The sequence below is a fragment of the Ruegeria sp. HKCCA6837 genome (genome assembly GCF_013034475.1).
Classification (GTDB): domain Bacteria; phylum Pseudomonadota; class Alphaproteobacteria; order Rhodobacterales; family Rhodobacteraceae; genus Ruegeria.
Genome location: NZ_WQGD01000006.1, coordinates 23,734 through 45,917 on the forward strand (window position 1 = coordinate 23,734; position 22,184 = coordinate 45,917).

The 22,184-nt window shown below is 57.9% G+C and carries 25 protein-coding genes, 1 other RNA gene and 1 pseudogene; 7 read left to right on the forward strand and 20 right to left on the reverse strand.

The features are described from left to right. Positions 1–46: 46 nt before the first annotated feature. The 15 genes and pseudogenes from GOV91_RS10270 to GOV91_RS10330 form a co-directional block, all read right to left on the reverse strand. Positions 47–1,684 (reverse strand): ABC transporter ATP-binding protein, encoded by a 1,638-nt coding sequence (locus GOV91_RS10270; RefSeq protein ID WP_171235436.1) that lies wholly within the window; start codon positions 1,682–1,684, stop codon positions 47–49. Next, on the reverse strand, positions 1,681–2,538 hold the full coding sequence (locus GOV91_RS10275) for an ABC transporter permease (RefSeq protein ID WP_171175559.1): 858 nt from the start codon (positions 2,536–2,538) through the stop codon (positions 1,681–1,683). Before GOV91_RS10275 ends, GOV91_RS10270 begins: the two co-directional genes overlap by 4 nt. Further along, complete coding sequence (locus GOV91_RS22890) at positions 2,535–3,140, reverse strand: ABC transporter permease (RefSeq protein ID WP_371732306.1); 606 nt, start codon at positions 3,138–3,140, stop codon at positions 2,535–2,537. Before GOV91_RS22890 ends, GOV91_RS10275 begins: the two co-directional genes overlap by 4 nt. Beyond that, on the reverse strand, positions 3,128–3,229 hold the full coding sequence (locus tag GOV91_RS22895; protein WP_371732307.1) for a hypothetical protein: 102 nt from the start codon (positions 3,227–3,229) through the stop codon (positions 3,128–3,130). Before GOV91_RS22895 ends, GOV91_RS22890 begins: the two co-directional genes overlap by 13 nt. 37 nt (positions 3,230–3,266) lie before the next feature. Continuing rightward, a pseudogene (locus tag GOV91_RS22900) lies at positions 3,267–3,491 on the reverse strand (ABC transporter permease); the annotation flags it as partial. Positions 3,492–3,503: 12 nt separating this feature from the next. Continuing rightward, entirely contained in the window at positions 3,504–5,093 is a 1,590-nt protein-coding gene (locus tag GOV91_RS10285; protein ID WP_171175554.1) for an ABC transporter substrate-binding protein, read from the reverse strand. Positions 5,094–5,337: 244 nt separating this feature from the next. Then, positions 5,338–6,441: a glycerate kinase gene (locus GOV91_RS10290; RefSeq protein WP_171235437.1), complete on the reverse strand. Its 1,104-nt coding sequence runs from the start codon at positions 6,439–6,441 to the stop codon at positions 5,338–5,340. Beyond that, on the reverse strand, positions 6,441–6,878 hold the full coding sequence (dtd, locus tag GOV91_RS10295; protein ID WP_171235438.1) for a D-aminoacyl-tRNA deacylase: 438 nt from the start codon (positions 6,876–6,878) through the stop codon (positions 6,441–6,443). Before dtd ends, GOV91_RS10290 begins: the two co-directional genes overlap by 1 nt. 42 nt (positions 6,879–6,920) lie before the next feature. Further along, a complete protein-coding gene (locus GOV91_RS10300) occupies positions 6,921–7,589 on the reverse strand; it encodes a nitroreductase (RefSeq protein ID WP_171235439.1) in 669 nt (222 codons plus the stop codon). Between the two features lie 77 nt (positions 7,590–7,666). Beyond that, the gene (locus GOV91_RS10305; protein WP_171235440.1) at positions 7,667–8,773 is read right to left on the reverse strand and encodes a TFIIB-type zinc finger domain-containing protein; all 1,107 of its coding nucleotides are present in this window, start codon (positions 8,771–8,773) and stop codon (positions 7,667–7,669) included. Between the two features lie 46 nt (positions 8,774–8,819). Continuing rightward, positions 8,820–9,968: an SPFH domain-containing protein gene (locus tag GOV91_RS10310; RefSeq protein WP_171235441.1), complete on the reverse strand. Its 1,149-nt coding sequence runs from the start codon at positions 9,966–9,968 to the stop codon at positions 8,820–8,822. Positions 9,969–9,990: 22 nt separating this feature from the next. Next, positions 9,991–10,986 carry a DUF2927 domain-containing protein gene (locus tag GOV91_RS10315; RefSeq protein WP_171235600.1) on the reverse strand — a complete coding sequence of 332 codons (996 nt, stop codon included), beginning with the start codon at positions 10,984–10,986 and terminating at the stop codon, positions 9,991–9,993. Beyond that, positions 10,961–12,151, reverse strand: a complete 1,191-nt coding sequence (locus GOV91_RS10320; RefSeq protein WP_171235442.1) for a toxic anion resistance protein — start codon at positions 12,149–12,151, stop codon at positions 10,961–10,963. The genes GOV91_RS10315 and GOV91_RS10320 overlap by 26 nt, the downstream gene beginning before the upstream one ends. A 30-nt stretch (positions 12,152–12,181) precedes the next feature. Then, positions 12,182–13,096: a 5-bromo-4-chloroindolyl phosphate hydrolysis family protein gene (locus GOV91_RS10325; RefSeq protein WP_171235443.1), complete on the reverse strand. Its 915-nt coding sequence runs from the start codon at positions 13,094–13,096 to the stop codon at positions 12,182–12,184. Positions 13,097–13,271: 175 nt separating this feature from the next. Continuing rightward, entirely contained in the window at positions 13,272–14,087 is an 816-nt protein-coding gene (locus GOV91_RS10330; RefSeq protein ID WP_254440647.1) for a pseudouridine synthase, read from the reverse strand. 61 nt (positions 14,088–14,148) lie between these two features. Between GOV91_RS10330 and GOV91_RS10335 the strand changes: the two genes are divergently transcribed. After that, on the forward strand, positions 14,149–14,613 hold the full coding sequence (locus GOV91_RS10335; protein ID WP_171235445.1) for a nucleoside deaminase: 465 nt from the start codon (positions 14,149–14,151) through the stop codon (positions 14,611–14,613). A gap of 8 nt (positions 14,614–14,621) precedes the next feature. On the opposite strand, the gene GOV91_RS10340 is transcribed toward GOV91_RS10335, so the two are convergent. After that, the gene (locus GOV91_RS10340; protein WP_171235446.1) at positions 14,622–15,314 is read right to left on the reverse strand and encodes a metal-dependent hydrolase; all 693 of its coding nucleotides are present in this window, start codon (positions 15,312–15,314) and stop codon (positions 14,622–14,624) included. 60 nt (positions 15,315–15,374) lie between these two features. On the opposite strand from GOV91_RS10340, the gene GOV91_RS10345 reads away from it, so the two are divergent. After that, complete coding sequence (locus GOV91_RS10345; protein ID WP_171235447.1) at positions 15,375–16,046, forward strand: ceramidase domain-containing protein; 672 nt, start codon at positions 15,375–15,377, stop codon at positions 16,044–16,046. A 76-nt stretch (positions 16,047–16,122) separates the two neighbouring features. On the opposite strand, the gene GOV91_RS10350 is transcribed toward GOV91_RS10345, so the two are convergent. Both GOV91_RS10350 and GOV91_RS10355 read right to left on the reverse strand, forming a co-directional pair. Continuing rightward, a complete protein-coding gene (locus GOV91_RS10350) occupies positions 16,123–16,686 on the reverse strand; it encodes a DUF4202 domain-containing protein (protein ID WP_171235448.1) in 564 nt (187 codons plus the stop codon). A 152-nt stretch (positions 16,687–16,838) separates the two neighbouring features. Further along, positions 16,839–16,997, reverse strand: coding sequence for a hypothetical protein (locus GOV91_RS10355; protein WP_171235449.1), 159 nt, complete (start codon positions 16,995–16,997; stop codon positions 16,839–16,841). A gap of 229 nt (positions 16,998–17,226) precedes the next feature. Here GOV91_RS10355 and gatC point away from each other — a divergent pair, with 229 nt between their 5' ends. The 5 genes from gatC to rnpB all read left to right on the forward strand — a co-directional run bounded on the left by gatC (position 17,227) and on the right by rnpB (position 20,932). Continuing rightward, positions 17,227–17,514 carry an Asp-tRNA(Asn)/Glu-tRNA(Gln) amidotransferase subunit GatC gene (gene gatC / locus GOV91_RS10360; protein WP_171092525.1) on the forward strand — a complete coding sequence of 96 codons (288 nt, stop codon included), beginning with the start codon at positions 17,227–17,229 and terminating at the stop codon, positions 17,512–17,514. Between the two features lie 3 nt (positions 17,515–17,517). After that, positions 17,518–19,005, forward strand: a complete 1,488-nt coding sequence (gene gatA / locus GOV91_RS10365; RefSeq protein ID WP_171235450.1) for an Asp-tRNA(Asn)/Glu-tRNA(Gln) amidotransferase subunit GatA — start codon at positions 17,518–17,520, stop codon at positions 19,003–19,005. 38 nt (positions 19,006–19,043) lie between these two features. Beyond that, the gene (locus GOV91_RS10370; RefSeq protein WP_171235451.1) at positions 19,044–19,748 is read left to right on the forward strand and encodes a hypothetical protein; all 705 of its coding nucleotides are present in this window, start codon (positions 19,044–19,046) and stop codon (positions 19,746–19,748) included. Further along, positions 19,699–20,415, forward strand: a complete 717-nt coding sequence (locus GOV91_RS10375; protein WP_171235452.1) for an N-acetylmuramoyl-L-alanine amidase — start codon at positions 19,699–19,701, stop codon at positions 20,413–20,415. The genes GOV91_RS10370 and GOV91_RS10375 overlap by 50 nt, the downstream gene beginning before the upstream one ends. Positions 20,416–20,538: 123 nt before the next feature. Next, positions 20,539–20,932, forward strand: an RNA gene (rnpB, locus tag GOV91_RS10380) — RNase P RNA component class A. Positions 20,933–20,938: 6 nt separating this feature from the next. Here rnpB and GOV91_RS10385 read toward each other — a convergent pair. Together GOV91_RS10385 and GOV91_RS10390 are read right to left on the reverse strand one after the other, a co-directional pair. Continuing rightward, positions 20,939–21,271, reverse strand: coding sequence for a GYD domain-containing protein (locus GOV91_RS10385; protein WP_171235453.1), 333 nt, complete (start codon positions 21,269–21,271; stop codon positions 20,939–20,941). Positions 21,272–21,338: 67 nt separating this feature from the next. After that, positions 21,339–22,181 (reverse strand): DUF2182 domain-containing protein, encoded by an 843-nt coding sequence (locus GOV91_RS10390; protein WP_171235454.1) that lies wholly within the window; start codon positions 22,179–22,181, stop codon positions 21,339–21,341. Positions 22,182–22,184: the final 3 nt, after the last annotated feature.

Here is a 22,184-nt window from a genome sequence, read left to right on the forward strand (position 1 = left end):
AAAGCGCCGGGATTTTCAGATTTCATGGAACTGTCACAAGCGTGGATCAGTTCCCCGCGCTCTCCATCTTGCGATGGGCGACAACCTCTTCCAGCCAGCCCAGATGCATTTCGGGCACCGAGCTGAGCAAAAGGTCGGTATAGTCGTCGAATGGCGGGCTGAGCACCTGCGATTTTGGACCGTACCGCACAACGCGTCCCTGATACATCACCGCAATACTGTCGCTGATTGCACGGACAGTTGCCAGATCGTGGGTGATGAACAGATAGGCCACATTCTCGATCTTCTGCAGGTCCAGAAGCAGCTTGAGAATACCATCCGCCACAAGTGGGTCGAGCGCCGATGTCACCTCATCACAGATGATCATCTTGGGTTTCGCAGCCAGGGATCGCGCGATGCAGACACGCTGTTTCTGACCACCAGACAGCTCAGCCGGATATCGGTCGATGAACTTTTCGCCCAGTTCGATTTCATCCAGCAATTCGATGATCCGCTTGCGCTTTTCCGCTCCGCGCATGTTGAAGTAGAACTCCAGCGGGCGGCCAATGATTGTACCAACCGTCTGACGCGGGTTCATCGCCACGTCGGCCATCTGGTAGATCATCTGCAATTCGCGCAGGTCTTCGCGGGTTCGGCCTTTGAGGTCCGGCGAGAGCTTGCGCCCGGCAAAGGTAATCTCTCCTTCGCGCGGTGGCAGCAGGCCAGTGATCACGCGCGCCAGCGTGGACTTGCCCGAGCCAGACTCGCCGACAACAGCCAATGTCTGCCCCGGATGAAGCTCGACATTGACGTTGTGCAACACGTCGAAATTCAGGCCCTTATAACGCGCAGTGATCCCATCAACGCTGAGCACGGGGTCCGCCGTTGGCTGTTTCTCTTCATGCTCGATCGAGCGTACCGAGACCAAAGCTTGCGTATACTCTTCCTGCGGATTGTTGATGATCTGATCCGTGTTCCCGTATTCAACGGTATTGCCCATTTTCAGGACCATGATGTCGTCGCTCACTTGCGCCACAACCGCAAGGTCGTGGGTGATATACAGCGCGGCAACACCAGTGTCGGCAATGGCCTCTTTAATCGCCATCAACACGTCGATCTGGGTGGTCACGTCCAGCGCGGTGGTTGGTTCGTCGAACACCACCAGATCAGGTTCGGGACACAGCGCCAGCGCCGTCATGCAGCGCTGCAACTGACCCCCAGAGACCTGGTGCGGGTAACGATCGCCGATATTGTCCGGATCGGGCAGACCCAGCTTGGCGAACAGCTCACGCGCGCGACTTTCGGCTTCTTTGCGGCTGAACTTTTTCTGTTCAACCGCAGCCTCGACCACCTGATCCATGATTTTTTTGGCAGGGTTAAAGGACGCAGCAGCGGACTGAGACACATAAGTCACCTCGCCCCCGCGCAGCTTGCGAATATCCCGATGTGAAGTTTTTAGAATATCGCGCCCGTTGACCCAAACCTCTCCGCCTGTGATCTTCACGCCACCCCGGCCATAGGCCATGGACGCTAGACCGATCGTGGATTTACCGGCCCCGGATTCACCGATCAGACCGAGCACCTTACCAGGTGCCAGGTCGAAGCTGACCCCATGGACAATCTCAATGTCATGGGGTTTTTCACCCGGTGGGTAGACGGTTGCGCCGATTTTGAGGTCGCGGACCTTGAGAAGTGGATCACTCATCCCCGGCCTCCTTTCAGTGATGTGGTTCGGTTCAAGACCCAGTCGGCCACAAGGTTGACCGAAATCGCCAGCGTCGCGATGGCAACGGCGGGCAACAAGGCGGCGGGAATGCCATACACGATGCCTTCCTTGTTCTCCTTCACGATGCCACCCCAGTCAGCCTCGGGCGGTTGTACACCAAGACCCAGGAAGGACAGGGTTGAGACGAAAAGTACGGCAAAGATGAAACGCAAGCCCATCTCGGCAACCAGCGGTGAAAGCGCGTTGGGCAGGATTTCCCGGAAGATGATCCAACCGTTTTTCTCGCCCCGAAGACGGGCGGCTTCGACATAATCCATGACTGTAATGTCGACAGCGACAGCACGGGCCAGACGATAGACCCGCGTCGAGTCCAACAAGCCCATAACGACGATCAAAATCGGAACTGTCACAGGCATCACCGACAGTACCACAAGGGCAAAGATCAAGGTCGGTATCGACATGATCAGATCGACAAAGCGCGACAGCACCTGGTCGACCCAGCCCCCCATCACAGCCGCAAAGAAGCCCAGGACCGAGCCGGTCACGAAGGACAGGATGGTCGCAGCCGTTGCGATGAAGATTGTCGTGCGACCGCCATAGATCATGCGGCTAAGCAGATCGCGACCGATATTGTCGGTGCCCAGCCAGAAGTTTGACTCGGTGAAACCTGCGGGAGCGATCCCAAGCATGATCTCGATCTTTGAGGGTTCCCATACATCGCCGACCACTTGGGCCATGCCGTAGGGGGCGATGAGCGGCGCGAACAGCGCCATGAGAAAGTAGAGGGCCGTCAGGAACAACCCGATCAGTGCGGAAATAGGGATGTTCTTCATTTCGGGTGCCTCAGACGCGGGTTGGCCAGGATCGAGACGATGTCCGCGACCATATTGAGGCCGATGTAGACGGCCGCGAAGATCAGACCACAGGCCTGCACCACCGGAACATCACGTTTCGCAACATGATCGACCAGGTATTGGCCCATTCCAGGGTAGACAAAGACCACCTCGATCACCACGACACCGACCACAAGATAGGCCAGATTCAGCATCACGACGTTTACGATCGGGGCGATGGCGTTCGGGAAGGCATGGCGTGCAATCACCTGAAACCCGGTCAGGCCTTTAAGCTCGGCGGTTTCGATATAAGCCGATTGCATGACGTTCAAAATCGCCGCACGGGTCATACGCATCATATGCGCCAAAACCACGAGCGTCAGAACCATTACGGGCAGGGCGATAGCCTGAAGCTTTTGCAAAAGGCTCATATGGTCACCAATCATTGCGACCGATGGGAACCAGCCCAGTTTTACCGCGATGAAATACATAAGCAGGTAGCCGATCAGGAATTCCGGAATCGAGATTGAGGCCAGTGTCACTGCCGAAATCAGCTTGTCAGGCCACCGGTCCTTATAGCGTACGGCAATCAGGCCCAACATGATGGCCAGAGGCACCGAAATGATCGCAGCCCAGAAGGCCAGAAAAAGGGTGTTCGACATCCGCTGTCCGATGCTTTCAGCAATGTCACGGCCGTTGGTCAAAGCGGTCCCCAGATCGCCTTGCAGGGCCCCAAACAGCCAGTCGAAATAGCGGGTGAGCGGCGGATCATTCAGCCCGAGCTCTTCACGAAGGTTGGCCAGCGACTCCGGCGTAGCGGATTGCCCCAGGATCGATTGTGCCACATCGCCGGGCAAAATCATTGTCCCTGCAAAAATCAGTGCTGACGCCGCGATAAGGAGAAGGGTACTCAGCGCAAGGCGCTGAGCAACCAGTATTATGATGGGATGCATTGACCTGGAACCTTAGGCTTTCCAGGTGAATTTCGACGCGTACCAATACATCATGGCGCCGTTCGGGTCAGGAACATATCCTTGGACTTCGTTGCTGACTGCGTCAATGAAGTCGTTGAACATTGGCAGGATCAGGCCGCCTTCGTCACGCACCATCATGCCCATTTTCGAGTAGATTTCCTTGCGCTTCGCGTCATCCAGTTCGCTGCGTGCCGCCAGCAGCATTTCGTCAAACTCGGGGCGCTTGAAGCGTGTGTCGTTCCAGTCAGCAGTTGACAGATACGCGGTCGCGTACATCTGATCCTGAACCGGGCGCCCGCTCCAGTACGACGCGCAGAATGGTTGCACATTCCAGACTTCGGACCAGTATCCGTCATTTGGTTCGCGTTTGACCTCCAAAGGAATCCCCGCAGCCTGTGCCGTTTGCTGGAACAATGCGGCTGCGTCCACGGCACCGGGGAAGGCTCCATCGGCCGTGCGAAGGATGATCGGTGAGCCGTCATGCCCGGATTTCTTGTAATGCTCAGCAGCTTTTGCTGGGTCGTACTCACGCTGCGGAATACTATCGTCAAACAGCGGATAGGCAGCGTTGATTGGCATGTCGTTGCCGATACCGCCATACCCGCGAAGGATTTTATCAACCATTTCCTCGCGGTTGATGGCATATTTCAATGCCAACCTCAGTTCGTTTGCATCAAATGGTGCAGTATCCACATGCATGATGAACACGTAGTGGCCCCGCCCCGAGACATTCTGAACCGACAGATTTGGCGCCCGGTCCAGCAGTTGGGCAATCTTGGGCTCAACCCGGTTGATGATGTCTACCTGACCTGACTGAAGTGCGGCGGTCCGGGCTGTTGCATCGTTCAGCGTGATTACTTCGACACTGTCGTAATGGGCAAAAGCGTCGCCGCCCCAGTAATTCGGATTGCGGACAAACTGCATACGCACGCCTGGCTCGTCGCTCTCCAGAACATAAGGTCCGGTGCCGACGGCCGAGTTCGGATCATCAAAGCCACCGTCTGGCTGGATTTTCAAGTGATAGTCGGCAAGCAAGTAGGGTAGATCGGCATTGCCGATTTCCATTGTGACTTCAAAGGTGTCCCCGTCGACCCGCATCGATTCAATGCCCTGCACGATACCTAGTGCACCAGACTGAGAATCTTCATTTGTGTGGCGCTCCATCGTGCGCATGATGTCTTCTGGGGTGACTGTTTTACCATTGGAGAATTCGATACCCTGTCGGACTTTGAAGCGCCAAGTCTTTGCATCCGCAGACCCTTCCCAGCTTTCGGCAACCAACCCTTCAAGTTCGCCCTTTCCATTTACTTCGACCAGCGTCTCGCCCCACTGCTGGCCACCAGCAATCGGAACATCGGACGACCACAACGCCGGATCCTGCGTATTTGTGCTTTCGCCCCCTTGAACGCCCATTTTGAAGGTTCCACCCTTCACTGGACCCGCCGCACGAGCGGCGTCGGCAAACATAGTGCTGGCCATGGCAGCCGAAACACCCAATGCCGCTGCTTTCCCCATGAATTCGCGGCGGGTCATTTTCCCTGCTGTGACCTGACCGGCCATATGTGTGATTTGTTCGTTCATTTAGTCTTCTCCCTATTGAGTGGTTTTAGCCCTTTTCGGACTTTTTATTGACGCTTGAGTCAACGTTGGCTTATTTCTGCTAGTCGGGCAAGGATATTTCGTGCCGATATCAAAAACGATCGTCTGCACATGGACGACACGAAGGGATGTCACGAACGCAGTGTCCGTGATCTGTCTAAAAGAAAACTGGCAATTTTTGATATTTCTAGACGCTTGTGGATCACAATGTGGGCAAGGTGTCTAATTACCCTCGTATTGCGACGACCAGATCCATGACGTTGGTCCCGGTTGGTCCGGTTGTCAGCAACGCGTCAACTTTGTCCAGAAACGATCCACTGTCAGCATTTTGAAGATAGGTTTCGGCCCCATCGGCCCAGGTGGTGCCGCAAACGATTCCTCCGGCTGCGTTTGTTGGGCCGTCGGTTCCATCCGTGCCGCCAACAACAATTGCCAGGCCAGGCTGCCCCGAGATCTCTTTGGCCAAAGCAAGCGCCAGTGCCTGATTACGACCTCCACGACCGGGTTTTTCCGGCAGGACTACAGTTGGTTCCCCGCCAAAGATCATAACGCCCTTGTCCATGCCGCGTAGGATTGGCCCCAGTTTCGCGGCGACTTGCAAATAGTCGTCATGCAGGGCTTCTTCATTTGCAAAAACCGCAAGGCCCGCCACATCCGCAGCCGTGACCGCCGCATTCCGCGCATGGGCATTGGAAGCTACGATCTGCGTGGTGGCGGTAAAGGTGTAGTTGTCCGGCAACGCGCCGATGCCCGAGCCAATGACATTCAGATCATCCCCTGGCACATCGGAAATCGCCAGCACAGTGGCCCGCGCGCCTTTGAAATGAGACAGCAATCCGCCGCCTTTGATACGAGACAGCTTGCGCCGCTCGGCGTTCATGGCGCAGATGTCCAAACCTTCCGACAGCAGATTGCGATTCAACGCCTCAAGATCACGCAAAGATGTTCCTGGCAACAGATCCTCGGCTAATGAGGATGCCCCGCCCGAAACCAGCAAGAGGACATGTGACCCGGGTTGCATTTGCTCCATCGCCAGGCGCAGCGCCCGCCCCCCGGCAAGGCTGCGGTCGTCTGGCACCGGGTGCGAAGCTTCGATTACCTCGACCGCGTCTGGCAGGTCGCGGCCGTGATCGTCCTTGGTCACGACAAGTGTGGGGACCGAGCCAAATCGCGCCAGCGCTGCACGCGCCATCGCAGCCGCGGGTTTGCCGACGGCCAGTATCCGGTCCGGTTTGGGAACACCAGGCAGTGCGGCTTTGGTGGCGGTATATCCGTCAACCGCATCAACCCCGGCCTGCCAAAAATCTACCGCTTGTTTTGATATGTCCATCAGTTCTCGATCCAGATCGTGACAGGGCCGTCATTCACAAGTTCAACCGCCATGTCAGCCCCAAACTGTCCGGTTTCCACCGCAACGCCTTGCGCGCCAAGATGTGTCGCAAATTCTTTGTACAGGCGCTCGCCCTGCTCCGGTGGTGCTGCGTTTGAAAACCCTGGCCGGTTGCCGCTTGTTGTATCGGCGGCCAGCGTGAACTGACTGATCACCAACGCTGATCCGCCAACATCCAGCAACGAGCGGTTCATTTTGCCTGCGTCATCCTTGAAGATACGCAGTTTCGCGGCTTTTTCTGCAAGCTTTCTGGCCTGCATCTCATCATCGCCCTGCATTGCGCAAACAAGAATCATAAGGCCCGGCCCTGACGAACCTATGGCTGCGTCATCAACCGACACTTTGGCGTATGACACCCTCTGCAATACTGCGCGCACGTGGTTCCTCCCTCAACGCGATAGGACTGCCCTTGCGCCTGTTTAACCGCGCCATTGCACAAAGTCACTCGGTGCGGCGCGATCTGTTCGAAAGTTATTTGCCGGATGATCCGGATCGGCAAAGCCAAACGAAATTGCGCAAAGGATCAGGCGATCCTCAGGGATTTGAAAATACCGATGCAGAAAGGGGCCGTAAGTGGCCAGGGCCGCTTGGGGGATTGTCGCCACACCCAGTGCCTGCGCGGCCAGCGTGAAGGCCGTGACAAAACCACCGCAATCCATCGCGCCATAGGGTCCAAGTTCTGCCGGACTTGATAGGATGGCGCAGTGTGGCGCGCCGAACAGGGAAAAGTTCTGCATCATCTGCTGCGCCGACCCGGCGCGATCCCCGCGTTCCACTCCAACAGCTTCGTAAAGCGCCCAGCCACAGGCGCGGCGGCGGTCTTGGTACACGCCAGAATAAGATGTTGGAAACGGAAGATCGGGAGCGGGCGTTCCGCTAACGGCCTCGTTTTGCATCGCTTCACGGAAAGCATCCGTTTCGTCTGCGCTGGTGATTACCAACTGCCAGGGTTGCGCATTGCACCAGCTGGGAACGCGAGATGCGCTGGCGACGATCTGCTTGATCTGCGCGCGGGGGACAGGATCAGGCAGAAACGCCCGGCAGGAATGGCGGTCTCTCAGAAGGGTATTCAGTTCAGCAAACGACACAACATGCTCATCCCTTTGTTTTCCGAACTGAACATGGCCGCGCTTCGTCGGATGCACAAGCCTGTCTGCAGGTCTGCCTATTGCCCGGTGGCCGCCAAATAGCCGACACCCGCAGCCAGCAGCAATCCCAGCACAACAGCGATGGTTATCTTGATGGCTGACCACGGGCGTTCGCCCTGAACCCGCCCGGTTCTGCCATTGACCACAAACCGATACGTCTGGCCGCGGTATTTATAGGCGGCCATCCAAACGGGCAGCAGGATATGCTTGAATGTGACATCGCGCACGTCTGTATCAACCGCATGAATGCGCTGCCGGTCGCCGCCGATGTCAAATCGAACATCCCGCTCGATCACGCGTGCCATATGCGCGCGCGCTTCGACGTACCCTTCCCGCAGTTCAACGCTGTAGGCTTCAGCCCGGAAGCCTGCGAGGTATTCGGGCTGATAGGGCTCCAGCGTGGGCAGATCCCAGGGCTCTAGCGCGTCGGTGTAGCTTTTGGGAAGCGACTTAGACGCCAACACCAGCAAGTCGTCAAAAAACCGCGCGACGCGGCCGGACTTGGGGGTCCAGCGTACCTTTGGCACTTGTTGCTGAACCCGCTTGCCGTCTCGCATTACGGTGCGGGTTTCATAATAGACAGTACCGCGTTCGCCGCGATACGAAGACTTGGTGTCAGCATCGAAAGTCCAGTAAGGCACGTAAATGCCCTGCATCTTGCGCCCTTTGCGGGCATATTCCTTCAACCCGTTTGGTGCGAACCATAGTCGCCCCAACCAATCGCCCATCGCCTTTTGGGCTGATCGTTCGTCGAACGCAAAAGGCAATACGCCCTTTGGTTTGATATGCCGGTTGATCCCGGTATCTGTCACGACCGGCGTGGCACAGAACGGGCATTCGGCGGCATGGGTGTTTGGGTCAAACTCTACCTGCGCGGCACAGTTTGGGCACGACAGAACGCGGGTTTCCTCGATCTCGCTGTCCGGCAGGCGGTCAGCGATGGCGGCGTCAAAGTCCAGCTCTCGCAGACTTGCACCGCCCCACGGTCCGGCACTGATCGGTTCGGAATGCCCGCAATGATCGCAGGTTAAGGTACCATCACCCGGGTTGAACCGGTAGTCCGCGCCACACTGGTCGCAGGGGAAACGGTGTTCGGTAGGGTTAGGGGCGGTGACGTGTGCCATGAATTACCAGGTGGTCATGATGAATTTGAAGGAAGACCGCGTTTGTTCACGTTCCGGGCGGCGGAGGCGGCAGGATTGTGAACAACTGCGCAAGCTCCTGCACGTCGCCTGCCTTTTTCCAGCCGTCCTGTCCCGCAGTCCAGACATAGGTGTCACGTGTCAGTTCGCCTTCGCTGGCCATGCGCCCCATCTTGGCTTTGGAAAACGGCCCGCTTGTCTGACCATCCACAGCGATATGCCACACATGCTCGACAGGTGGCGGGGGAGGTGGCGCCGTGTGTGCTGCCGCTTGCGGGGCAGCGGGGGCGGGCGATCCCCAAGGGCCGCTCGGCTGGCCCGCTGCCATGTTCGACATCTGATGCGCCATTGCCATCCCCATACCCATGCCAAGACCGGCGCCCATGCCACCGCCTTGACCCGGATTACTGGCCGCGGCCGTCATCGCCTCTGCTGCCGAGTATTGAGTGAACTTGCCCAGATCACCCGCCAATCCCATCGAAGTCCGCTTATCCAGAGCCGCCTCAACCGCCGGGGGCAGCGAGATGTTCTCGATGTAAAACTCTGGCATTTCCAGCCCATAGCTGTCCAAGACCGGCGAAACTTCGGCAGCGATCAGCTTGCCCAGATCGGCGGTGTTTGCGGCCATGTCCAGAACAGGAATACCAGAGCCCGAGATGACGCGGCTGAACTCCTGTACGATGATATTGCGCACCTGGAAACTGATTTCGTCCATGGTGAATTCGCCATCTGTTCCGACAATTTCCACGAGGAACTTCGCGGGGTCCTTAACACGCACCGTGTAGGTGCCATAGGCCCGGATACGGGTTGGCCCGAACTCGGGATCGCGCAGCATGATGGGGTTCTTGGTGCCCCATTTCAGGTCGTTGAACCGAGTTGTGTTGACGAAATAGATCTCGGACTTGAACGGCGACTGAAAACCGTGATCCCAATGCTGAAGGGTGGTCATGATCGGCATGTTGTTGGTCTCAAGTATATAGAGACCCGGCGTGAATACGTCGGCCAATTGCCCTTCATGTACGAATACTGCTGCCTGACCTTCGCGCACGGTCAGTTTGGCACCGTACTTGATTTCGTGCCCTTCACGCTCAAACCGCCAGACCATCGTGTCACGGGTGTCATCCACCCAATGAATGACATCAATGAATTCTCCGGTCAGAAAATCAAAAATTCCCATTTGGGTTCTCCTGTCCTTGGGGTCAGAGCGGCTGCCCCATCAATTCACGCGCAATAATACGTACGACAGGGCGTGCTTCATCCACGCCCACCCCGGGCTGCAATCGCTGGTCATACAGCATCGTCAGCAGTTTCTCGTCATGGCTGGTCAGCAATGCAAACTCATCATCATCGTTAAAAATCGAAGGCCGCGCCGCCGGGCTGTCATTGGACAGGCCAAGCCCCTGGGCGATTTCCTCGTGAATGCAGCTGCGGCGCACCAGGTCCGTCAGTTCAGCGCGGATCAATGCAACCGCACGCACATATTTGTAGGGAGACGCCTTGGTCGCAGACGCAAAGACCAGACAGTCGAAATTGGCGCGTGGGTTGGCGACCAGATCCAGCGAAGCCTGGCTGATATTCGGGATCAATTGTTTCAGGCGGGACGCGACATAGGCGCTGTCGTCCTTGCCTGCGAAAAAGACATGGAAGTTGGCGTTTCGCGATACAACCGATATCGGGTGCTGGGTCAATCCGGCCAGACGACCCGCAAACACCCGAACCTGTTCCGCATCCTGTGTCCGTGTTTCGGGCAAAACCGAGGGGCCAAACTCGGTCTGGATACGAACGGGCCCCGACCAACGGCTCAGCTGCCCGTCCGTCTGGCGTGAACCAATCGAAACACTCTGCGTCGGATATTCGCTGTAGAACGCGATTGTTTCGAAGTTCCGGGCCAGATCGTCGGCGTCATAGGGCGTATCCGGTCCGCCGCCGTCTGTTCGCAACAGCCCCCGAACCAGAAGGTCACGTTCAACGCGTTGGTAAAACCGCGCCAGATCCTGACTGGCCGCCGAGGGTGGTACATACGCATTCGCCGCCGTCGGTGCGGGTTCCGGGCGGGGCTGCGGCGCAACAGTAGATGTAAGGGTTTCATCGCAATTGGCCAACGCCAAAACCGAAGTCACACCCAACGCAAGTTTCAGAGAATTGAAGTGCCGCACACCGATCCTGCCTTTAGCCGGGAACCGCAGTGCCGGCATTGTCACCAACACCGTCCTGGCGTGCTTTGGCAGAGGCCAAAGTGTCGCGTAGTTCGGCTTCCATCTTTTGCAGTTCAACTTCGGCCGCAGCGCGTTTGGCCTTGCCTTCATCTGCAATTGCAAGACTTTCGTTGATGGTCCCGATCAGGTCAGCATTGGCCTGCTTGACGGCTTCAATGTCGAACACGCCGCGCTCCATTTCCTCGCGGATCATCTTGTTGGATTCGCGTAGATTGGCTGCATTCGAGGTCAGCAGTTCGTTTGTCAGATCGTTGGCGTCACGCACGGCGGCGGCAGCTTCGGCGCTGCGCTGGATGGTGACAGCTTGCGCCAGCTGGGTTTCCCACAGAGGAACTGTGTTGACCAGGGTCGAGTTGATCTTGGTCACCAGCGACTTGTCGTTTTCCTGTACCAAACGGATCGATGGCAGCGACTGCATCGTAACCTGACGGGTCAGTTTCAGATCATGAACACGGCGTTCCAGATCGTCCCGTGCGGCGCGCATGTCGCGCAGCTCTTGCGCTTTCATGACCTGTTGATCTTCGGGCGCGGCCTCTACCTCGGCCTCTTTTTCCGGAATGTCGTGGCTGTCCAGTTCGGTCAGCTTTTCCTCGCCTGCAGCGATGTAAAGCGCCAGTTCGTCGTAGAAGTCCAACGTCTTTTCATACAGCAGATCAAGCGATTTGATGTCTTTCAGCAGGGTATGCTCATGGCCCAGAAGATCGTCGGTGATACGGTCGATCTGGCCTTGAACTTCTTCGTACTGAGCGGTGAATTTGGCAAAAGGCGCGGCCTTGCCAAGCAGTTTTTCCCACCAGCTGCGTTCGCGGCGTACGTCCAGTTCACTGACCGAGAAGCCACGGATCGTGGTGACGATATTGCGCAGGCTGTCCCCGGCGGGGCCCACATCCTTGTTGCGCACATCCGCCAGCATCGCCTGACTGATTTCCTGCAACTCGGCCTGTGCAGATGACCCAAAAGACACGATCGAATTGGTGTTGCCCATGTCGAGTTCATCCATCCGCTTGCGGATTTCGGCACTGACGGGTTCGTCGGCGTCTTCCAGCGACACGACCTCGGCCTGCGGTTCAGGCAAGGCAACGGCGGTGACTTCCTGCACCAGAGTTTCAGCCTGAACTGCCTTGTTCTTGATCTCATCGGACATGGGTATGTTCCTCGCTCAAATAATGACCGGTCAGTCCAACCGGACGCCTTCGCGCTGCAATCTTTCGCGCAACACGTCAATTTCAACCGTCAGATCACTACGGTCATCCAATAGCATTTTGCGCGTACGCGCGGCGAAATTCTGTTCCAGATCGTCCAGCAAAGCAGAGTAATCCGCAAGCGCCTGCGCATCGCGGGTTCGGGCGTAGACGTCCGCAAACTTGACGGTCGCGTCCCGTGCGCCCTGCAAATACACGGTCAGGTACTTTCTGGCACCGGCCAGATCGCGGGGGTCTTCTTCGACTGTGCGGAACAAGTCCCGCGCAGTGTCCTGAAACCGTTCGACGCGGGCTTCGACCCTGCGGTCACCCGCGCGTTTGACGGCGTCCGTCATCTCAGACAGATGTTTCTCGGCGTCGTCGACGACGCGGGCCACGCGATCCTGCTGAAAGGTGTCGATCCCTTCCATGCCCTTATCCTTCATCGGATCAATGCCGAATGAGACCGAGTGCAAAACGGTAGCCGCCACTCCAAAAAGCACCGGGGCCAACAAGCTGGCTTGTGCGGCGGTTTCTGCATCCAGAAACTCGGTCCTGTATGTGGCTAGCCCTGCACCCAGGCCCGTTAGAATGCTGGCAAATATCTTGCGCGGAAAAGCAGGCCGTCGGGCGGTCTTTCGGGCGTTATATGAGGCTTCGGCCCGCAGACCTTCACGCAGCAAAAACGCGGCTGCTGTCAGAATGCCTGCTGCGATCAGGCCGATGGTCATGCCAATTGCGCCGTCATTCAGGGACAGGAACACCAAAGGAATGGCCGGAAGAAACAGAAGATTGGCACGGGCACCAGCGGGCTCGACCCGTGCACCGTCAAACTGTCCACGTGGCAAAGGTGTATCGTCTGAGGTATCGCCCTGCGGGCTGTACTTGCCGCCAAACCGCTTTGCCATGGACTACAGCCCCCCAAGCAGGCCGGTGCAGACACCAAGCAACAGCAGCAACAAAACAGCGTAGGCGAGTTTTTGCACTCCGCTTCCGGACATCACGCCCCCCAAACAGCAGCATTCCCTGAAAATTTAGGGGATGCGCGGGCTTAGCGCTAGGGGGAAGGTTGACGAACCTGCATCACTTGCGAGGTTTCTTGCCGATCGGTGCCCGTTTTCTTTGCGGTCGCGCCGGGCGCTTGGGCGCAGCATCTGGTTTCGTGTCTGCGTCCAGCCCAAGTTGATCGCGCATCACACGGCGACGGATCTCTTCCACTTCACCCTGTTTCAGATCGCCCAACTGGAACGGGCCGTAGGACACGCGCAAAAGGCGGTTTACTGTGAACCCGATATCTTCCATCGCACGGCGGATTTCGCGGTTCTTGCCTTCCCGAAGGCCAATGGTCAGCCAGGCATTAGCCCCTTGCTGGCGGTCAAGTGTAACGGTCATCGGCTGAAACCGCTCTCCTTCGATCACCAGCCCTTTGCGCAGTGGCTCGAAATCTCCATCTTTCGGTCGGCCATTCACCCGCACGCGATATTTGCGCAGCCAACCGGTCGAGGGCAGTTCAAGCTTGCGCTTGATCCCGCCATCATTGGTCAGCAACAGCAAGCCTTCGGAGTTCAGGTCCAGTCGCCCGACGCTCATCACCCGCGGCATGTCTTCGGGTAGCTTGTCGAAAATCGTTTCGCGGCCTTTTTCGTCGCGCGTGGTTGTCACCAATCCCGCAGGCTTGTGATACAGCCACAGGCGCGAGGGTTCCGGTTCCGAGACGGGCTTGCCATCAACAACGATCTTGTCTTTTGCCGTGACGTTCAGGGCAGGGCCGTTGATGGTCTTGCCATTCACGGCCACACGGCCTGCTTCGATCATGCGCTCAGCCTCACGCCGCGATGCGATGCCAGCACGGGCCAGGACTTTGGCGATCCGGTCGCCGGGAGGAGGGGTCTTGTTCATGTCAGGCCCATAACCCATCCGGCGCGCTTGCGAAAGGCAGGTTTCTGATGCAGTCAGGGGCATGGTGTTCAAATCGCATATGGAGCAAGCCCTGGCCGAGGCTCGCGCAGCAGCAGATCGCGGCGAGGTGCCCGTGGGGGCGGTTCTGGTTGGTCCAGACGCAAAGGTCGTGGCTGCGGCTGGGAACCGGACGCGCGAGTTGAATGATCCAACGGCCCATGCAGAAATCTTGGCTCTGCGCGAGGCCTGTGCAAAGGCGGGGTCTGAGCGGCTGCCAGAACATGATCTATACGTGACGCTGGAACCCTGTGCGATGTGCGCCGCGGCCTTGGCGGCCGCGCGCATCCGGCGAATCTACTACGGCGCGGCTGACCCCAAGTCGGGTGGGGTGGCCCATGGCGCGCGCGTTTTTTCGCACCCGCAGGCGCATCACGTGCCCGAAGTCTATGACGGGATCGCCAGTGAAGACGCAGCGGCGCTTTTAAAAGACTTCTTTACATCCCGCCGCAAGGACGTGCCGGACTGAAGCCCAGCCTACAGTTTGATGGGCTGCATCACCTCTGGCTCGATAACATCGACACCCGGAAGCTCGTCGATCAGCACCTGTGCGGACTGTTCGAGGATCGGGAAGGTCTTGTAGTGGCACGGAATAACCGTCTTGAAATTGAAGTATCGCTTGGCGGCATAGGCGGTGGCCTTCATGTCCATGGTAAAATGCCCGCCAGCTGAAAGGATCCCGATATCGGGTTTGTAGTAATCCCCCATCCAATCCATGTCAGCCATGATGTCTGTATCGCCGGAGACATAGAGCATTCGCCCCTCAGCAGCGATCATAAAGCCGACCTCACTACCGCCTGTGCGCAAACCGTCGGGCGTTGAAAAGGTTGAACTATGAGAGGCCGGGACCATTGTCACCTTGACCCCGTTCAGGTTGACTGTGCCGCCCTTGTTGAAGCCTATCGTTTCAATTCCTTCGGCTTCGCTCCAATACCCCATCAGGTCATATTGCCCGACAACGGGGATTTTCAGATGTTTGGCCAGGGGCAGTACATCAGCCACATGATCAAAATGTGTATGAGTCAGAAGGATATGAGTCGCACCGTCCAGCGCGGCATCGTGCTGATCTTCGGGCAAGACCGGATTGCCGGTCAGCCAGGGATCGATCAATAGAACCTGCCCCTGCGTTTCAATGCGAAAACTGCCATGTCCCAGCCAAATAATGTTCATTCCCAATTTCCTCCCAAATGGTGTCTTGGCAGTAGCCTAGCATCGGCTATGTAAAATTCCATGGAATGGATTCGAGAAATTGATGGCTATTGTGAACGTTTGTCACCGGACTATTGGGCCGAGCCAATCAATGCGATTACAAACGCCGCCTTTCTGATTTCTGCTTGGCTTATGTGGCGGCGGGTGCGCAATCAGGACATGCCGCTGGCCATGATTCTGGTCGCGCTTTTGGCGATGATCGGAATCGGCAGCTATCTGTTTCACACGCATGCACAGGTCTGGGCGGCGTTGGCAGATGTAGTGCCGATCCTTCCGTTCATTCTGGTCTATATTTTTGCAGTGAACAGGGACATCTGGCGGATGTCTTCGCTGTTCGCGCTTGTGGGAACAATGCTCTTTTTTCCCTATGCTGCCGCGACCGTTCCACTGTTTCAGCTTTTTCCAGGGCTCGGCGGATCGGCGGCCTATGCGCCGGTCCCGTTGTTGATTCTGATCTATGCGGCCCTGTTGCGGAGCCGTGATCCGATCCTGGCCAAAGGGTTGGCAGTCGGAGCGTTGATCTTGATCCTGTCAATCACGTTCCGCGCACTTGATTTGCCGGTTTGCGGGCAATGGCCGCTGGGTACGCATTTCATGTGGCACATCCTGAACGCCATCATGCTGGGCTGGATGATCGAAGTATATCGCGCGGCCCTGATACGGGGCCGCTTTTCAGCAGGTCTTAAAGCCTGAGAGCCGGGCGGGGCGATCCCTTTTGGCTATCCTCCAAACAAGGAGTATCAGCCCACGTATTTAGGTCGGTCCTGACTCAATCCTGAAAGGCGGCGGCCAGATGGTCGGGCAGGTCGAACTCAGCCAAAACCCGCGCACGGCCCTCGGATGACATCTTGCGGGCAGTCTTTTCAACGATGCTCTGGATTTTCTCAGCCGAGTGTTTTGCGGCAAAGGGTTGGAAATACCATTTCAGGAACACAAAGCAGATTACATCTTCCAGCGCTTGCACCTCTTCATCGCGCTTGATGCCTTGCTTGCGCAACATGCGTCCTGCGGCCTCGACCTGTTCAGCGTAATAACCTTCACGCGTCATCAAGCCCATGACCACCTCGGCGTGGTGCACCGCCTGCGCCTTGCGCCAGGCCAGATAACCTGCCCGACCTTCTGGGTATTCGCTGCGGGCGAGTTTCCAGCGCTCTACATGTTGGCCACGCGCCGCAATCTGTAGGGCGTCAGAGGCGTTCGGAAACAAACGGTCCAGCTCGGCGGTCATGCGTTCGCCGTAAAGCTGCGCTTCGGGCCGGCCGTCGTCGAGGTTGGGGTCATGTGCATTGGCTGCATCGATTGCGTCCAGAACCGCTTGTTTTTGCGCGCTCATTTCTAGTTCCACTGGCTTAGCTGCGCCACGAGAGTCCCGCGGCCGTTTTGGTCGTGTCGCTCATGCTAACGGCTCGCCATGGGAGATGCATCCTCGAAAATGCAAAGGGCCGGGTCAGAGAGGGGAAATCTGACCCGGCCGAGACCTGCGCTTTATTTGGCAGGTTTAACCTGATCCTGTGCGACCGGTTCCGCGACGGGGGACGGGAAGGTCAATGTGCGTGTCAGGTTGCTTGTGTCGACACTCAAAGCCATGGCCGGTGCGGCCAGAAACGTGGCGGACAAGACTGCGGCTGTGATCAGGGGTTTCATTTTGTTTCTCCGGTTTGCGTTGTGTCGCATAATTCAAAATGAACAGTATAGTTTAGTTTTCAAGCTCGAAAATGAACTAATCAGTTTACTTTTTTGCATATCCCTCATTCAGTTTTGAATAGCAGGTGAAAGACCGGGAATTTGAAACGCTGACCTGCCCGTGGCGCAGCGGTCTTGCGACTGCCGCAACAGACGGGTAAACGCCCCATAACGTAGATGAGGGAAGCCGATGTCGATTGACCAAAGCACCGCCGCCAAAGTGGCCAAACTGGCCCGGATCAAGGTCGAGGATGACGCGCTGCCGGCGCTGGCATCTGAATTCAACACCATCCTGGGTTTCATCGAGCAACTGAACGAAGTGGATGTCGAAGGGGTCGAGCCGATGGTTTCGGTCACGCCGATGCGCCTTAAGCGTCGTCAGGACGAAGTGACCGACGGCAACCAGCAAGACAAGGTTCTGGCCAATGCCCCCGACGCGCGCGAAGGGTTCTTCGCAGTCCCCAAAGTGGTGGAGTAAGACATGAGCGATCTGAACAAACTGGGCCTGGCCGAGGCCCGCGACGCGCTGCGCAAAGGTGACGTAACCTCGGTCGAGCTGACCGAATCCTGCCTGAAGGCCATTGATGAGGCCGACGCGCTGAACGCTTTTGTCCACAAGACGCCCGAAATCGCGCTGGAGCGTGCCAAAGCAGCGGACCAGCGGATCAAGGGTGGCGATGCGCCGTCCATGTGCGGCCTGCCGATTGGTATCAAGGATCTGTTCTGCACCAAGGGCGTGCCGTCACAAGCCGCGTCGGGTATTCTTGAAGGCTTCAAGCCTGAATACGAATCTACCGTGTCGCAGCAATTGGCTGATGCTGGTGCGGTGATGCTGGGCAAGCTGAACATGGACGAATTCGCCATGGGCTCGTCCAACGAAACCTCTGTCTATGGCAATGCGGTCAGCCCGTGGCGCCGTGGCAATGATGATGCACAACTGACACCCGGTGGTTCGTCGGGCGGGTCAGCCTCTGCCGTTGCGGCAGATCTGTGCTTGGCCGCGACCGGCACCGACACGGGCGGTTCGATCCGCCAGCCTGCCGCGTTTGTGGGCATCACGGGTATCAAACCCACCTATGGCCGTTGCTCGCGCTGGGGCATCGTTGCGTTTGCATCCTCGCTGGATCAGGCAGGTCCGATGACCAAAGATGTGCGCGATGCGGCCATCATGCTTGAGGCGATGTGCGGACATGATCCCAAGGATTCCACCAGCGCCGAGTTGGCCGTGCCGAATTTCGAGGCGATGCTGACTGGCGATATCAAAGGAAAGAAGATCGGTATCCCCAAGGAATACCGCATGGACGGCATGCCGACCGAGATTGAAAAGCTCTGGGCCGAAGGGGCTGAGATGCTGAAAGCTGCTGGGGCCGAGATCGTCGATATCTCGCTGCCGCACACCAAATACGCACTGCCTGCGTATTATGTGATTGCCCCGGCCGAGGCGTCCTCGAACCTGGCCCGCTATGACGGTGTTCGCTATGGTCACCGCGCGCAGCTGGCACAGGGCGACGGCATCACCGAGATGTACGAAAAAACCCGCGCCGAAGGTTTCGGCCACGAGGTGCAGCGTCGTGTGATGGTCGGTACCTATGTGTTGTCGGCAGGTTTCTACGATGCTTACTACAACCGTGCGCGTCGCGTACGCACCCTGATCAAAAAGGACTTCGAGGATGTATTCGCCGCAGGCGTTGATGCCATCCTGACCCCGGCAACCCCTTCAGCAGCCTTTGGCCTTGGCGAAATGACCGAGGCGGATCCCGTTCAAATGTACTTGAACGACGTCTTCACGGTCACCGTTAACCTGGCTGGTTTGCCCGGTATTTCAGTGCCCGCAGGGCTCGACAAACAAGGGCTTCCGCTAGGTCTGCAGCTGATCGGACGCCCGTGGGAAGAGGGTGATCTGCTCAACACCGCCTATGCGCTGGAGAACGCGGCTGGTTTTGTGGCCAAGCCCGGGAAATGGTGGTAAGCCTCAGGCAACTGTAGCACAAGATACGGAGCCAAGTGATGCGCGTTTTGCTTTTGGTCCCCGCCCTGACGCTGGTTGCGGCCTGTACCGATGTCGCGCCGCTGACCAGCACCGGGTTCAATACGCCCGAATATCAGGCACAGCGCGAGGCGCAGTTGGCCGGGCAGGGCGCAGTAGGCAACTCGCTGCTGGCTCCTGTCGATGTGTCCCAGCAGCCGCTGGGCGCGCCCGGTTCGTCCAATGTCGCAACCGGTGAAAACGCCGATATTGCCAATCAGGCCGCTGCAGCCCTGGCCAGCACGTCGGGGCAGGGCTCTGGCGTGGTGCCTGCGGCACCAGCGTCAAACAACAGCGCAATTTCCGACGAGCAGGACTTTGCTGCGGTGTCTGAACGGCGCAGCATCGAATCCGACGCTGCCCGGATCGAGCAGAACCGCCAGACCTACGAAGTTGTGGCCCCGACCGCCGTGCCAGAGCGCAACGCAAGCGGTCAGCCCAACATTGTGCAATACGCCCTTAGCACCTCGAACCCGGTCGGTACGCAGCTTTACAGCCGCGCAGGTTTTAACCTGCAAGCTAAGGCTCAGAGGAACTGCGCGCAATTCCCATCCCCTGATCAGGCACAGATCGAGTTCCTGTCCAATGGCGGCCCACAGCGCGACCGTAAAGGTCTGGACCCGGACGGAGACGGCTATGCTTGCGGCTGGGACCCAAGCCCGTTCCGCAGTGCTGTCAACAATTGAACTCTCACCCATTTGGCATCCTTCGCCTAATTTTGGCGAACGCCGAGACGGTCTAACGCCGTCTTTGATCGTGATCCACTACACAGCCATGGACAGCGCCCAGGCAGCTCTGGAGCGTCTCTGTGACCTGAAGGCCGAGGTTTCAGCCCATTACCTGATCGGCAATGACGGAACGCTTTGGCAGATGGTGCGCGAAGAGCACCGCGCGTGGCACGCCGGGGCAGGGGAGTGGGATGGCAAGGACGACATAAATTCGCGATCGATCGGGATCGAATTGGACAACACAGGATCACATCCCTTTTCCGAACCACAAATGACGACGCTCGAAGCCCTGCTGCCACGGATTATGAAAAATTGGTCGATCCCTGCATCGGGTGTGATCGGCCATTCCGACATGGCTCCGGGCCGCAAATCAGACCCTGGGCCCCATTTTGATTGGCAACGGCTAGAGCGGCAAGCTCTGGCAAAACCACGCGGTCCAGACATCGCGTCAGCCTCACCAAGTCCGGGGGAATTCCGCGCCGCCGCGCGACGGGCAGGTTTCACCGCCCCGGTGGATGATGTTGAACTATTGGCGGCAGTTCGGCTGCGATTTCGCCCCTGGGCAAATGGCCCGCTTGAAACCGCGGATATGAAGGTGCTCGCCCCGCCGGACACAGTAACCTGATCCGCTCTTCATCTGGCTAAAAATACCTCGGGGTTGAATTGGCCGCAGGCCAAGAAGGGGCTGGCCCCTTTCCCCGCTTTCCACTCTTGACGTCGCAGGGCGCAAAGCCTACCCATCCCCCGCGCGGAGGGCCGGATGGCCGCTGGGGTCGCAAGGCCCGAGAGGAAAGTCCGGACTCCACAAGACAACGGTGCCGGGTAACGCCCGGGCGGGGCAACCCGACGGAAAGCGCCACAGAAATCAGACCGCCACACGTGTGTGGTAAGGGTGAAACGGTGGGGTAAGAGCCCACCGCGCCACTGGCAACAGGGGCGGCACGGCAAGCCCCACCGGGAGCAATGCCAAATAGGGTCCCCGCGCGGGATGGTCGGCGTCTGCCGATACCACCGCTAAGCGCGTCTTGGCCGAGAGGGACCGGGTTGGCAGCTTGAGCCGCGCAGCAATGCACGGCCTAGAGGAATGGTCATCGAAGGGGGCAACCCTGGAACAAGATCCGGCTTACAGGTCCTCCGCGCGTATTCCTTTACCCTCCGGGCGGTGTGTACGCTCCGGTCAACCTGGCCGCTTTTTCAGTAATTGAAACAAACTCGTCAGCTGTCCAGGCGCGGACCGTTTCGACACTTGTCACCGCACCCGACGCCGCAACAGCCATGCCTACGGCTACAGCGTCGGTTCCGTCGGGGGCTTCGCTGATCACAACAACGTCGTTGCCGCCCGTTGTCATGTAAAAAGACAACAGCCTGCCGCCGACTTTCTCGAGCAAGGTTTTTACCGGACCGGTGCGGTTCTCGGGCTTCTGCAACATGCCTTTGACGCCAGCTTGTGAGTAAGATGCATAAGTAATGAAAATTGGCATTGAAACCTCCGTGTTGTGACAATCAATTGGGGCCATTGCATCGGCTGGCCCCAGGGGCCGATTGGTGTCAGCTGCCGCTAAGAAACGTGGAAGTGATCATCCAAACACCTGCGCCAATCAGCGCCACACCCGAGACCGGAACGAGCCAGCGGGCAGTGGGCAGCAATTTTTCAAGCGCCACATAAGCGGCGATCCCGGCGATCCAGTAGAGGTTCATGATACCGCCGACGAACAGAAGCAGCATCAGCGCCCAGCAGCATCCCAAGCAATAGGTTCCGTGCAGGCCGCCTGTTCTGAACGCCCCCAATATACCGGGATGGTTGTGGTCAGCCAAAAATCGGGCAGGGCTTTGGCAATGACGCAGACACGCGGTCTTCAATTCTGAAAACTGGTAGATGCCTGCAGCCAGCAGAACGGTCCCCGCAAAAATGGCGGATCGGATTGTCATCATCGGTCCGTCAGACAGGCCGATGAGTTCTAAACCCCACTGTAAAGCGGTAGCGGCAAGACTGAAAGCCCCCCACGCCACGAGATAGCCCGACAGAAAGCTCAAACTGTAAGTCGCGGTGCGCTCATTGTCTGGACCAACGCGTTTGAGCGCGGTGAACAAGAGCACTGCAGGGGCAGCGCTTGGGGTCATCATCGCGATCATCATGACCCACCACATGAGAAAGATCAGCAGGGCATAACCGGTACTCCAAGGCGTGGCAGAGCCCATGGTCATGGGCTCACCTATCGGGCCAGCCATCCGCGTCATCTCGATTGCGGACATGTTCATCCCAACCCCGGCGACCGTGTACCATGCGGCACACAGAATGATCAGAAAAACACTGCTCAAAACGATCACAGTGTCCTGCCGCAACAGCCGCTCAACTGCCCCGGCTTGGCCTGACGATTTCTGCTTGGTCATGAG